Below are 12,710 nucleotides of genomic sequence, written 5' to 3' on the forward strand. Positions count from 1 at the left end.
CTGAATTCAGCCACTGCCCGCTATGCTGCATGCCATGACCCGACGCACTTCGACCGCCCTGTCCCTGCTGCCCTTGGCCACCACGCTGCTGATCGGCTGCGCCAATGCCCAGTCCCTCGATGCCCAGAACGCGCAGCTGAAAGCCGCGATCGCAGCCGCCGAACGCGGCCAGTACGATCCTGGCCAGGCCGCTGCGCTCAGCCGTCATCCGGCCTATGGCTGGCTGGAGTACGCCAACCTGCGGCGCAACATCGACACCGTCGATACCGCGCAGGCCCAGGCCTTCCTCAAGCGCTACGACGGCCAGGCCGTGGCCACCACCTTCCGCAGCGTGTGGCTGCCCTCGCTCGCACGCCGCCAGGACTGGCCCACCCTGCTCGCCAACTGGGTGCCCACCGACAACGCCGGCCTGCGCTGTGCGCAGCTGACCGCGCGTCAGGTGACGGGCAAGGTCGATCCGCAGTGGATCAGCGAGGCGCAGGACCTGTGGCGCAAGAACGGCAAGTCGCTGCCGGACGGCTGTGATGCCGTTTTCGCCGTGCTGCAGGCGCAGGGTGGCCTGAGCGACGCCCTGCGCTGGGAACGCATCGATGCCGCCGCCGATGCCCAGCAACCGGCGGTGATGCGCAGCGCCGCACGCGGCCTGCCCGCCGCCGACCTGGCGCTGGCGAACAATTACGCCGCCTTTGTCGACAAGCCCAACGCCAGCGCGTTGAACTGGCCGCGTAACGAGCGCAGCCGGCGCATCGCCACCGATGGCCTGGCCAAGCTGGCCAAGGCCGACCCCGGCGCCACCGAGCAGCAGCTGCCGCAGTACGCCCAGGCGCTGGGCCTGAGTGCCGACCAGCAGGGCCAGGTGCTGTACCAGATCGCGCTGTGGACGGTGGCCTCCTACCTGCCCGATTCGGCACGCCGCCTCAACGCGGTGCCGGAGTCGGCCTATGACGAACGCCTGCACGAGTGGCGCGTGCGCGAAGCGATGTCGCGCGGCGACTGGCCGGCGGCGCTGACCGCGATCCGCAAGATGGGCAGCAAGCAGCGCAGCGACCCGCGCTGGCGCTACTTCGAAGGCCGCATGCTGGAGAAGACCGGCCAGGCCCAGCAGGCGCAGCCGCTGTTCCGCGAAGCCGCACGCGCACCGACCTTCCACGGTTTCCTGGCCGCCGACAAGCTGCAGCAGGGCTACACCCTGTGCCCGTGGAAGCCGAACGACAGCGCGCAGGCACAGGCAGCGGTCGCGCGCGACCCGGCCATCCAGCGCGCGATGGCGCTGTACCAGATCGACCGCGCCGGTTGGGCCGTGGCCGAATGGAACAGCGCGCTGTCGCGCTTCGACGACACCCAGCGCCGCCTCGCCGTGCGCGTGGCGCAGGACAACGGCTGGTTCGACCGTGCCGTGTTCGCGCTCGGCAAGCAGCCGCAGGAACAGCGCCTGTATGACCTGCGCTTCCCGCTGCACCACGACGCCACCATCCGCCGCGAGTCGGCACGCAACGCGATCGATCCGGCCTGGGTGGCGGCGGAGATCCGCGCCGAGAGCACGTTCACCCCGCGCGCGCGCTCGCCTGCCAACGCCATGGGCCTGATGCAGGTGCTGCCGGCCACCGGTGCCAGCGTCGCCAAGTCGATCGGCCTGACCGGCTACGGCGGCGCCGACAGCCTGTACGACCCGGACACCAACATCGCCATCGGCACCGCCTACCTGCGCCAGCTGATGAACAAGTACGACGGCCTGCCGTACGTGACCATCGCCGCCTACAACGCGGGGCCAACGCCGACAGCACGCTGGCAGAGCCAACGCCCGGGCTTCGATCCGGATCTGTGGATCGAGACCATCAGCTACAAGGAAACCCGCGAGTACGTCGCCCGCGTGCTGGCCTTCAGCGTGATCTACGACTGGCGCCTCAATGGTGATGCGCTGCCGCTGAGCGACCGCCTGATGGGCCGCCTGGTGGACAAGCGCAAGAAATTCAGCTGCGCGGCCGACGCTGAGCAAGGTGGCGATTGATCGCACTGCGGTCGTGCCGGCTTCTGGCTGGCACGACCTGGTAGCCATTTCCCGGGGAGGGGAACGCAATGAGCCTGTTGGCCTGGATCGGGATATTCGCCGCCTGGAGCCTGTTCGCCACCTGGGTACTGCGCTGGGGTGGCGCGGCCTGGATGGAAGGCTGGAAGTCGCTGGCCTTCGTCGACAGCTGGGGCAGCCTGTGGGACGAAGCCCAGATCAAGCTGTACGTCCTCTGCCTGTGGATCGTCTACTGCCTATGGTTCCTGGCCGGCCTGTTCGTGCCGGAGTGGCGCGGCCTGCCGTGAGGCCTCAGCATCGGTCGTGCCGGAACATCTGCGCCGGCCATGCGATCATCCCCCCATGAAGATCTATCTTGTCGGCGGCGCCGTACGCGACCGCCTGCTGCAGCGCCCTGCCGGCGACCGCGACTGGGTGGTGGTCGGCGCCACGCCCGCGCAGATGGAAGCACAGGGCTACACCGCAGTCGGCCGTGATTTCCCGGTGTTCCTGCACCCGAAGACCGGTGAGGAATACGCACTGGCGCGCACCGAGCGCAAATCCGGCCGCGGCTATCGCGGCTTTGTGGTCGATGCCGATCCGGCGGTGACGCTGGAAGAAGACCTGCAGCGCCGCGACTTCACCATCAATGCGATTGCCTGCGACGAAGACACCGGCACGCTGGTCGATCCCTATGGCGGTGTCCGTGACCTGGAACAGCGCGTGCTGCGCCATGTCGGGCCGGCCTTCGTCGAGGATCCGCTGCGCGTGCTGCGCGCGGCGCGCTTCATGGCCCGTTTTGCACCACTGGGCTTCAGCGTCGCCGAAGAGACCATGGCACTGATGCGCGAGGTCGCCGCCAGCGGTGAACTGGACGCACTGGTGCCGGAACGCGTCTGGCAGGAACTGCGCAAGGCGCTGGTCAGTGAACGGCCCTCCGCCTTCCTGCGCACGCTGCGCGATGCGCAGGCACTGGGCCCGATCCTGCCCGAACTGGAAGCACTGTACGGCGTACCGCAGCGTGCCGAATTCCACCCGGAAGTCGACACCGGCATCCACCAGGAAATGGTCAGCGACATGGCCGCGAAGCTCGCCCCCGGCGATGACCTGGTCGGCTTCGCTGCCCTCACCCACGATCTCGGCAAGGGCCTGACCCCGCCGGAGGAATGGCCGCGCCACATCATGCACGAGCAGCGCGGCATCAAGCCGTTGAAGGCACTGTGTGCGCGGTTGAAGATTCCAGCCGAGCACCAGCAGCTGGCTGAAGCGGTGTGCCGCGAGCACTTGAACGTGCACCGCATCGACGAACTGCGCGATGCCACCGTGCTGGAACTACTGGGCCGCTGCGATGCACTGCGACGGCCAGAGCGCGTGGCGCGCATCGCACTGTGCTGCGAAGCCGACAAGCGCGGCCGGCTCGGCTTCGAGGACGTCGACTACCCGCAGGGCGAAACGCTCAAGCGCCTGCACCAGGCGGCGTTGTCAGTGCAGGCGCGGGATCTGGATACCACGCATCTGAAGGGGCCGGCCATTGGCGAGGCGCTGGCCAAGGCGCGGGTGAAAGCCATCGCCGCCGCCCGCTGAAGCACCTGGTGATGCCGGCTGCTGGCCGGCACCGATCGCCCGTCTAACGACGGCGCTTCCGCGAGAAATGGTCAACAGCATGAGCACCCAACATGATGGGTTGCATCAAGAGGAACAGCCATCCACCCAGCCGGAGCGTCTCCACCGGATTGAACCGGGTGATGAACGCAGCTGCCAGAGTCAAACCCACAAGAAGGCCGATCTCATAGACCCACAGCGATCGGTTAGAACGCCTGCCCACGATGCTCCTCTCCATTGAACAGGACGCACTTGCAAGCCATCGCCGCCGTCCGGCACCACGGGTAGTGCCGGCCGCTGGCCGGCAACCAGACAATCGCGGGATCAGTGCGCCATCCCACGGGTGATCGCCGCCGCACGCTGCTTCAGCTGGGCCACGGCATCGGGAATCATCTCCATGCCCACGTCCAGGCCCGGGTTCAGCACCAGGCCGACGCCGTCGCCGATACCGGCCAGCAGCGCGTGCACCGCGATCGGCATGGCATGCGCAAACTGCGGCAGCTGCTCGTGCCACAGGCCCGCGCGCTCGGGGGCAGTGAACACCGCGAACATCGGCTCACCGCTCTCGCTGGTCAGCACCAGCGGCGAGATGCTCTCGTCCCAGGCGCCATCTTCGCCGATGGCCTTGTCCAGCAGCACGAACGCCGTCGAGGTCAGCAGGCCGTCGAGAAACTGCGCTGCGGTCAGCGTACCGTCCTGGGCCTGCAGCAGGCGCACCTCGAGGTCGTTGAGGGGTTCGAACGGGGTGTCGTGGTCCATGGTCGGTTCCGGTACGTGGTTGCAGGGCAGACTTTAACAGGCCTAGGGTGAGGCACGACAGCGCATTGGCAGGGACACGCAGGGCGTCGGCGACCGTTATACCAAAGCGCCCAGCGCTCACCGGTCTGGATCCAGCCAAAGGGAATCGGGGCCGCGGAAATCTTGATGGCCTTGGGAGGAAAGCACGGCGGGCAGGATACGGCCGGCCGCTGATTCTGCGAACGCTGCTCCCCCCTGAACCGTTCGACGAGGTAATTGTTAAGGCCCTGCTCCAACAGTTTGACGAAATCGTCAATGTGTCCGATTCGCTTGTGACCCTGTGCCGGCGTCGCTTCACTCAATCCTGGAAGGACGTTGAGACTGGCATGACCGAGAGCTTTGAGCACGGCTGGAGCGGATCGTATAGTCGGATGACGTAGAGCAACGGAACGCCGATGAACGCTACCTCGCAAGGCCTCGCGCCACAGGCATGCATGGATGAAGGCCAAGGAAGCTGGCAGCACGAGCGGCGCAACCTGTCAGATGTGCCCCGTAGCGCGGTACATAGCGCCGTCTTCCTCGGCCTTCCCTCCTGTCCAGCCGATCAAGGATCAGGCCAATCCTGCCGGTATCGTCACGCGCAGAGAACCGTGCCCCGTAGTAACCCTGAAGAGGCGCCTACCTCAATCAGCGACATGGACCGCTCATGCTGAAACCCTCCCCCCCCCTCACTCACGTGGCGTTGATCGCCTTGATCACACTGGCCGTTTCTGGATGCAACAAGGAACGCTCATACCCGGTCTATCGCGAGAATCCTGCACCCAAGGATGCACTACCGATTGTGATCCGGGTCCACGATGCGCCTGTGGAGCTCACCCTCCCGAAGGTTTTCGTCTCCTACGAGATAGATCCGCTCTGCCTCCCACCGATCAACAACTACGAGGGTGTGCAGTACGCCCCCCAACGGCAGTCAGTAGAGTTCCCAGTACAACGCGTCAGTGCAACCGAGTTCAGCAGCACCGTGTTCGAGGACGGCATGGCAGTCGCTGACTATTACGGGCGTGGGCCATGCGAATGGAAACCCAGCATCATTCGAGCTTCATTCCCAGTCATTTCCGAGGGACGCGAAGGCTTCATATCAGTTGCCGTCCACCATCTCGAACTGAAGAAACTACTCACATCGATTTCGTACGCAGACAGTCAAATGACCCTGCAAACAAAGAGTTCGGCGCCTGGGTGGGTGCGAACGCAGTCCCAGTATAGCTACAACAGATTGTCTGATATCGAGAAGCAGAAGTACTTTGCCATAGAGATATCGTCTCCTTCGAAAGGAATCGTCCCATGAGACCTCTAACCAATGCAGCCCTGGCCAATGCAGCCTACTCCCCACCGTCACATCCAGCTCCAGGCGATAAGGAATCGCTGCGCGTTGATGGTGAAGACTTCGAAGTTCTAGGGCGACGTGACGCAGTCAGCGGCTATCAAGGCGTTGTGTACCGGAACATCAAGACCAACGAGATCATCATCGCCCACCGAGGCACCGAGTTTGATCGCCAGGCCATACTTGATGGCGGCGTCGACGCAGCGATGGTCAGCGCCAGAGTCAACGCACAGATTAATGATGCCCTCGTACTGACCAAGCAGGCAATCAAGCAAGCTGAGGAAAACGGATATGGCCCGGTGTACGTCACTGGACATTCCCTAGGCGGCGCACTCGCGCAGATCACTGCCCACCACTACAATCTTCCTGGCGACGCCTTCAACCCCTACGGCGCTGCCGGGCTGGCGTATCGCCTGCCTGAAGGCCAGCCGGCCAACGCGGCGCCCTTCACCAACCATGTGATGGCGGGCGACCTGGTTAGTGCGGCCGGCCCTCATTACGGCAAGGTTGAGATGTACGCACTCCCCAAGGATCTGGGAGTCTTGCGCGATGCCGAGCAGGGCCAGCGCATCGCCTCGCTCGTATCGCTTGGGATGAAAAGCGGCCATGTCATGTCCGCTGCGGTTGCGGTCCAGTTGGGTGATTCCCATCGAATGGTTCACTTCATTGACCGTATGACCGACAAGGGCCCAGTGCAGTCCGTACTGGACGACCCCGAGGCGCGGATCACTGATGCCGAGGACCTACGCCGGATAGCGGAGTATCGCAAAGACATCCACCAGTTGCGGCTGGGGGCGACCGTACTTGTCGGCGGTGGCCCTGGACTCCTGCGCGACGGGATCAATCACCTTCGCGGCACTGAGGAAGCCGGAGCGTACGCCCGTCGCGAAGCCGAAGCCGTGCAGCGCGCAGAAAGTGCATTGAAACCTGGGGAGCGTTTGGTCCATGAGACAACCGAAAAGGGCTCGCCCTCTCTAAGCAACCCAGGCTTCGCTCCCAAGAGTCCATTGCAGGAAAGCATCGAATCAACCTTGGACAAGGCAGGCCTGGATCCCCGAACGGACGGCCACCCCGATCATGCGCTCTACCGGCAGATTCGCGACGGTGTATCTGCCGTGGATGCCAAGCACGGGCGCAGCTTCGATGAAACCAGCGAGCGGATGACGGCCAGCCTGCTTGCAAAGGCCAAGCACAGCGGCCTGGAACGCGTCGATCATGTTGTCTTGGGCGATCCTCCCAGCGATGGTTCAGGCCCTCGCATGTTCGTCGTGCAGGGAGCGCTCGACAATCCGGCACACTTGCGGGCGTCGATCGCGGTCAGCGAGGCCGTCAATACACCCGTAGAACAGTCGCTCGCCAAGGCCGAGCAGATTTCGCAGGCACAGCAGGTCGCCCAGCACGAGCAAACCCAAGAGCAGATTCGAACCGCGATGCGCATGGGCTAGGCCAGCGTGATTGCTTGGCCCTACTTGAGGCCGGCGCCCGTTGGAACGACCTGCTGAGGCCATGTCGGCCCGCCCTCTCTCTAGGAGGCCTACAGGTGCCGCCACATCCATCCGACCACCGCCAGCGCGGCGACCCCTAACAGCATCAACGGCAGGCCGAAGCGGTGCCGCCACGGGATCGGTACCCCGCCCAGCTGCTGGTCCATGGTCTCGGTATCCAGCACCCAGCCGTGCTCGCAACGGGTACAGGCCAGTTCGTAGCGGCGCTGGTAGGTGAAGCCGAACAGCAGGTCGATGCGCGCCATCTTGTAGCGCAGCTGCGGGGCGAATTCGGTTTCGGTCTGGCAGCGCAGGCAGTGGTGGGCTTCGGTGGGGCCGACGATCAGCACCCGTTCCTGTTGGCCGATCAGGATCATGACCGGGTGCCCTGGCAGGCGGGCTGGGCCAGCAGCCAGGCTTGGGCGGCGGCCACGGTGGCGGCGTCCCCCTCGACGCGCTGGTCGGGCTCGATCTTCAAGCCATCACCACGATCATTGCGGTCCCGCATCACGCTGGTGGTCAGCAGCAGCGCGCTGCCATCAGCCAGCGGCCGCATCACGTTGGCGGTGGACAACCCCGAGGTGGGTTGGCCGAAACTGCGCGTCTGCGGCCGACCGCGGAAGGAAAGTACGGTGGCCTCTCCGGAGCTGGCAGTGCGCGGCCCGGTCAGCACGGCGACGGGCGCCCCCGGATGTTTTAGCAGATAGCCGGGCCCACCAAGATCGATCCGCACGCGACCGCCAAGACGCACACTGGACGAGGTCAGCTGCCAGAGCGACGGTCCATCTGCGGCAGCGAAGGAACCCACGTTCTCGTCGGCGCTGGGCGTGACGCGCAACAGCGGCGCCACGCCCAGCAGCATCGGCCACATGTTGCCACCGGTGTTGCCGCGCAGATCGACAATCCAGCCGCAGCGGCTGCCGTTGTCCTGGTCGTCGATGATCGCCTGCCAGCGCTTGGCACGCTCCTTCATCTGCTGGTGCGCCGTGGGGCCCTGCATGACACCGTAGGCCTCGATCTGTACCCGGCCGATGCGCGGGTCAAGCGCTTCGGCCGGGGCCGTCGTTGCTTTCTGGGCCGCTGTTGCTGCGCCATTGGCGCGCGCCTGGCGTTCTGCCTTCGCCTGCAGCTGCTTTGCGCTGATCCAAGCCCCGTGCCCGCCGGAACTGCGGCCGATGGCCTGCCGGAGCACCGCGCGGGCCTCAGCCGGGTCGTTCTGCGCCGCCTTCAGGCGCGTGCGGATGGCCCGCCAGTCCACGCGGTCGCGGTACAGCGATTCCTTCTCCAGCATATCCAGCAACTGGGCCTGTGCCTGTGCTGTCGGCAGGTCGATGGCGTCTGGTGCCACGGCCTGTGCGGTGGTGCAGAACAGGGCGCCGAGTGCAGTGGCCATCACGCGGAGATCAATAGACATTCGACGTTCCTTCGTCGTGAGCAGGTACCGCAGCATACGCGCTTGCCGCCGCCGTTGTGTGTCGGCTTTGGCACTCCCCATGCGGGGCATGATTTACAACTTTGCTCATGTCGTTGCTCGAGTGAAAGCGCGAAGGTGGCTGCGCCAACGTACTTTGCGCTGGCCGGGATTGGCGTCCTGAATCAAACATCGAAGCGATCGATTTGCCGCATCAACGGCAATCGCGACAATGCACCGGCTTGCCCATGGCGGGCGGTGCGTGGGGATCCTCGTGATCCGTCGGCTTTTTTCGCTTTGATTTTGACCGGCACGCCAACCCGCACCGCCCGCCACCTTGCATCCCGCAGGTGGCCTTGCCTTGTGAGGTTGCTGCCATGAACACGCCCTACCCCACCTATCCACGCCTGCAAGCACTGCTCGGCGCTGCCCTGCCCGGCCTGCAGCTGTCCACTACGGCCGCCGAAGCGCTGGAAGATGCGCTCACCGAAGCCAACGAACAGGCGCCGCCGTCGGCGTTCTTCGCCCGGTTGCGCGGCATCGCACACAGCCACGGAGCCGACGGCCAGGCGTGGCGCGAGCGGCAACTCAGCGAGGCACGCGGTCGGGAACTGGCCGAGGCGACGCGCTGTCTTGCCGCATTGTCCGCCTGCGGCGGTGTGTTGCTGGCCGCACAATCGGCGCGCGACATGGATGACGCGCAGGCACAGTGTCCACCGCAGGTGGAGGAAGGGCTGCTACATGCGGTGGTGGTGTTGGCCGATCATGCCGGGGCGCTGGTGGAACCGGATGCTTGCGCACCGCTGTTGTAGAGCCGAGCCTATGCTCGGCTGCGCGGAGGTCATGGCGCCGGTGGGATTCGTGCCGACCAAGGTCGACACCCACCAGAGCGGGTCATGACATCTGCACCGCGCGCTACCAGTCCGCGCGCAGCCCGATGTTGCCTTCGATGATGCGGCGCTTCTCGTTGCGGTCGCCGCCCAGCTCGCGCGTGTAGTCGGCCACGGCATAGGCGCTGATGGTGCGGTTGAAGCGCCCTACCACACCTACACCGGCTTCCAGCGCGCGCGAGCGCTGCGAATTGATGATCGTATCGTTGTCGAAGCCGACGCGGTCCTCGCCGGAACGACCATGCCAGTAATTCAGCTTGAAATACGGTTGCCAGCCGTTGTCGGCCAGCTGGTAATCGCCGGCCAAACGCAGGCCCACACGGCCGGTCCAGGCGTTGTCGTTGTCGAAGCGCACGCTCGATACTTCATCGCGACGGTCATCCAGCGACGTGCGCTGCCAGATCACCTGCACCTGCGGTTCCAGCCACCATGCGGACTGCCCGACGTGCAGCAGCGGCTTGCCGGCCTCCACCGACACGCTGGTGCCGTCGCCGCTCAGGCCGAAGCCGAGCCCGCGCGAGGAACGCACGCGGCCGTCGTAGCGGCTCTGCATCGCCACGGCGTCGATGTAGCCACCGCTGCTGTCGGTGAAGGTCCAGTACAGGCCCACGTGCTTGTCGTCCAGGCGGTTCTGGCCCACCTGTACGTTCTCCCAGCCCAGTGCCAGGCCGGTGGTCTTGCCCTGCGCGCGGGTACGGCCGACGAACACGCCGATCTGGTTGCGGTGGTTGTCCGACGCCGCGGCCCACACGTCGAGGCCGGCCTGCAGGCCCATTACATCGCCATCAAAGCCGGGCTGCGCATCGCCCTTCCAATGGATCTCGCTGCTCTGCCCCACCAGGCGGCCCCAGGCGGTGCGGAATGCGCCCTGGTTGTACAGCAGGCGCTGTTCGCCCTGCCGCTCGTGGAAGGTACCGAGGCTGGCCAGCGAGGTCTCGCGCAGCAGCGGCGGCACCACGGCATAGGCGGCGGTTTCCACGCGGTACAGCGGTACCACCGCGCCTTCGGCCGGGCGTGCACCCGGCGTCGGCGGTGCACCGGTACCGGGCAATGCACCGCCGGCCACGGGCACATCCGGCACCGCCGGATCGCTGGGCGGTGCCACCGGCGCCGGTTCCGGCGGCGGTGGTGGTGGTGCGGTCTCGCCTGCGGTCAGGTCCGGATCGGTGGCGCCTTCGGGCGGCGGTGGCGGCGCCGGGGTAATGGGAGGCGGTGGTGCCACCGGCGGCGTCGGCGGCGGCGGGGTGGCACTGCCACCACCGTTGGGTGCCGGCGTCGGGCCGGTCACCAGCGTCGAACGCAGGTACCAGTTCTCGCTGGTACCGGCACTGACACCGCCCTTGAACAGGAAGTACTCGTAGGCACCGGCCGCGACCGGTGCGAACAGCGAGAACGCGCCCGGCGCGGTGCGGCCACCATTCAAGGCCTGCACCACCAGGATGCCATCGGCCAGCGTGGCCGCGCCGCTGCCACCGGCATTCAGCACGCCGATGCCGGTGGTTCCGGTGGCGGTACCGCCATCGATCACCAAGCGATCGCTGGGGGAGTTGTCCGCGCCCAGCACGGTGCGCAGGTACAGGCCACCACCGTCACCGCGGTAGTTGCCACGCACGGTGAACACGTCGCCGGCGCCGGTACCGGTCAGGTCGATGCGCCCGGCATTGACCATCTCCACCAGTGCAGCACTGTTGAACGGGCGGATGGCATGGCCGCCACTGCCCGCGTAGACGGTGCTGGTGTCGTCCACCGTGAGCGTACCGGTGCCGGTTGCGCTGTCGCCCAGCACCAGGTCGCCATCGAAGCTCAGCTCCGTGCTGTTGGCCAGGCTGATCGCCTCCCAGTTCTGGAAGCGGCCCACGCCTGCGGTCTTGACGTTGCTCAGGTTGAGCTGGTCGATGCCACTGCCCCCGTCGAACAGCGGCACCGCACCCAGGTTGCCCTGGTTGAGGTTGCTGAGGTTGGCCACGTCGTTGTCCGGGCCCATGTCGATCGCACCGTAGACGATGCCACCGCCGTTCCAGTTGAAGGTGTCATCGCCGGTGCTGAGCAGTACCTGCCCTCGCACGGTGCCGTCGGTGATGGTCACGCTGTCGTTGCCGCCGCTGACGCTGATGTTGCCGCCGATGTAGGCCGTGCCCGAAATGATGATGGTGTCGGTGTCGAAGCCGGTCACCACGTTGCCATCCACGGTGCCGCCGGACTGGTCCCACAGGTTCTTGTCCAGCTTCATGTTGACGCGGCCGATGCGGCCAGCGGTCATCCAGGCCTGGTCGCCATCCTCGAACGCGCCGATGATGCGACCACCGCTCATGCGGAAGGTATCGATGTTGTCGCCCTGCTGCAGCGCGCCGATCGTGCCGCCACTCATGACGAAATCATCGCGGCCACTGCCCTGCGCTACCAGGCCGGTGACGGTGCCGCCGGTGACGGTCATCTGGTCATCGCCACTGCCCTGGTCGACGCTGTCGATGGTGCCATTGCCCAGCAGCAGCACGTCGTTGCCATCCCCTTGCAGGACACCGCCGCTGATGCTGCCGGCCTGCATGTCCAGGCGGTCGTTGCCTGAATCGAACTGTACGCCGGTACGCCCACTGATCGCTCCGCGGTTGACCAGTACGCTGTCGCCCGCACCGACGAACTGCAGCGCGGTGTTGTTGCCGGTGCTGATGCTGCCCGAATTCTCGACACGGCTGCCGCCACCGAGCTGGACCGCCACACCCCCCACCGAACTGATCGCGCCCTGGTTGGTCAACAAGTGACCACTTGCACCGACCAGGGTAACGGCCGACGCCCCACCGCTCTGCTGCAACTGGGCACCGCTGGCGACGTTGACGGTGATGCCCGCTTCGCCGCTGGCCGAGATGGGCACCGTCTGCGGATTCGGCGCGTTGGCGTCGCAGGTGACCGTCTGGCCGGCGACCGGAGCGACGGTGCTGCAGCCGGCCCAGGCGGCGCTGGCGGTCAACAGCACCATGGACGGGACTGCCAGTGCCTGAAGCATGGAAACGGTGAGGCGGCGCGGACGGAAAGCGCGCGGGACGGCACGGGTCATACAGTCCTCCTGGACAGGGAATCAGGAACTGCAGATGCACGCTGCTGCGTGTGCAGTCTGCCGTCATGTGAACCGTTTCGATAGGTGAACTTGCGTGCGGGAAATCACACTTCGGATATGAAATCGCCGGGCCCTCACGCCAATGTG

At 66.0% G+C, this 12,710-nt stretch carries 10 protein-coding genes; 6 read left to right on the forward strand and 4 right to left on the reverse strand.

Annotation, left to right across the window (positions count from 1 at the left end):
- Window positions 1-22: 22 nt before the first annotated feature.
- The 3 genes from ACZ75I_RS16580 (at window position 23) to ACZ75I_RS16590 (ending at window position 3,589) form a co-directional block, all read left to right on the forward strand.
- A complete protein-coding gene (locus ACZ75I_RS16580; protein ID WP_346477005.1) occupies window positions 23-2,008 on the forward strand; it encodes a transglycosylase SLT domain-containing protein in 1,986 nt (661 codons plus the stop codon).
- Window positions 2,009-2,076: 68 nt separating this feature from the next.
- Window positions 2,077-2,313 (forward strand): hypothetical protein, encoded by a 237-nt coding sequence (locus tag ACZ75I_RS16585; RefSeq protein ID WP_065178058.1) that lies wholly within the window; start codon window positions 2,077-2,079, stop codon window positions 2,311-2,313.
- Between the two features lie 55 nt (window positions 2,314-2,368).
- Window positions 2,369-3,589: a multifunctional CCA addition/repair protein gene (locus ACZ75I_RS16590; RefSeq protein WP_180867686.1), complete on the forward strand. Its 1,221-nt coding sequence runs from the start codon at window positions 2,369-2,371 to the stop codon at window positions 3,587-3,589.
- A 342-nt stretch (window positions 3,590-3,931) separates the two neighbouring features.
- Here the strand turns inward: ACZ75I_RS16590 and ACZ75I_RS16595 are convergent, their stop codons facing one another.
- The gene (locus ACZ75I_RS16595) at window positions 3,932-4,366 is read right to left on the reverse strand and encodes an SseB family protein (protein ID WP_005419309.1); all 435 of its coding nucleotides are present in this window, start codon (window positions 4,364-4,366) and stop codon (window positions 3,932-3,934) included.
- Between the two features lie 685 nt (window positions 4,367-5,051).
- Between ACZ75I_RS16595 and ACZ75I_RS16600 the strand changes: the two genes are divergently transcribed.
- Complete coding sequence (locus ACZ75I_RS16600; protein WP_180867692.1) at window positions 5,052-5,690, forward strand: hypothetical protein; 639 nt, start codon at window positions 5,052-5,054, stop codon at window positions 5,688-5,690.
- The gene (locus ACZ75I_RS16605) at window positions 5,687-7,171 is read left to right on the forward strand and encodes an XVIPCD domain-containing protein (RefSeq protein ID WP_180867694.1); all 1,485 of its coding nucleotides are present in this window, start codon (window positions 5,687-5,689) and stop codon (window positions 7,169-7,171) included. Before ACZ75I_RS16600 ends, ACZ75I_RS16605 begins: the two co-directional genes overlap by 4 nt.
- 89 nt (window positions 7,172-7,260) lie before the next feature.
- Here ACZ75I_RS16605 and ACZ75I_RS16610 read toward each other — a convergent pair whose 3' ends face one another.
- Together ACZ75I_RS16610 and ACZ75I_RS16615 are read right to left on the reverse strand one after the other, a co-directional pair.
- A complete protein-coding gene (locus tag ACZ75I_RS16610; RefSeq protein WP_180867697.1) occupies window positions 7,261-7,587 on the reverse strand; it encodes a hypothetical protein in 327 nt (108 codons plus the stop codon).
- Window positions 7,584-8,624, reverse strand: a complete 1,041-nt coding sequence (locus ACZ75I_RS16615) for a S41 family peptidase (RefSeq protein ID WP_180867699.1) — start codon at window positions 8,622-8,624, stop codon at window positions 7,584-7,586. The genes ACZ75I_RS16610 and ACZ75I_RS16615 overlap by 4 nt, the downstream gene beginning before the upstream one ends.
- A 374-nt stretch (window positions 8,625-8,998) precedes the next feature.
- Between ACZ75I_RS16615 and ACZ75I_RS16620 the strand changes: the two genes are divergently transcribed.
- Complete coding sequence (locus ACZ75I_RS16620; RefSeq protein WP_180867702.1) at window positions 8,999-9,433, forward strand: hypothetical protein; 435 nt, start codon at window positions 8,999-9,001, stop codon at window positions 9,431-9,433.
- A gap of 103 nt (window positions 9,434-9,536) precedes the next feature.
- On the opposite strand, the gene ACZ75I_RS16625 is transcribed toward ACZ75I_RS16620, so the two are convergent.
- Entirely contained in the window at window positions 9,537-12,563 is a 3,027-nt protein-coding gene (locus ACZ75I_RS16625) for an autotransporter family protein (RefSeq protein WP_346476999.1), read from the reverse strand.
- Window positions 12,564-12,710 lie beyond the last annotated feature (147 nt).

The organism is Stenotrophomonas sp. X (genome assembly GCF_055721025.1).

Excerpts from the sequence above, each read along its gene's own strand:
- ACZ75I_RS16580 (WP_346477005.1), top strand. The coding sequence starts at position 23 with ATGCTGCATGCCATGACCCGACGCACTTCGACCGCCCTGTCCCTGCTG.
- ACZ75I_RS16615 (WP_180867699.1), bottom strand. The coding sequence starts at position 8,624 with ATGTCTATTGATCTCCGCGTGATGGCCACTGCACTCGGCGCCCTGTTC.
- ACZ75I_RS16625 (WP_346476999.1), bottom strand. The coding sequence starts at position 12,563 with ATGACCCGTGCCGTCCCGCGCGCTTTCCGTCCGCGCCGCCTCACCGTT.
- ACZ75I_RS16600 (WP_180867692.1), top strand. The coding sequence starts at position 5,052 with ATGCTGAAACCCTCCCCCCCCCTCACTCACGTGGCGTTGATCGCCTTG.
- ACZ75I_RS16610 (WP_180867697.1), bottom strand. The coding sequence starts at position 7,587 with ATGATCCTGATCGGCCAACAGGAACGGGTGCTGATCGTCGGCCCCACC.
- ACZ75I_RS16590 (WP_180867686.1), top strand. The coding sequence starts at position 2,369 with ATGAAGATCTATCTTGTCGGCGGCGCCGTACGCGACCGCCTGCTGCAG.
- ACZ75I_RS16595 (WP_005419309.1), bottom strand. The coding sequence starts at position 4,366 with ATGGACCACGACACCCCGTTCGAACCCCTCAACGACCTCGAGGTGCGC.
- ACZ75I_RS16620 (WP_180867702.1), top strand. The coding sequence starts at position 8,999 with ATGAACACGCCCTACCCCACCTATCCACGCCTGCAAGCACTGCTCGGC.
- ACZ75I_RS16585 (WP_065178058.1), top strand. The coding sequence starts at position 2,077 with ATGAGCCTGTTGGCCTGGATCGGGATATTCGCCGCCTGGAGCCTGTTC.
- ACZ75I_RS16605 (WP_180867694.1), top strand. The coding sequence starts at position 5,687 with ATGAGACCTCTAACCAATGCAGCCCTGGCCAATGCAGCCTACTCCCCA.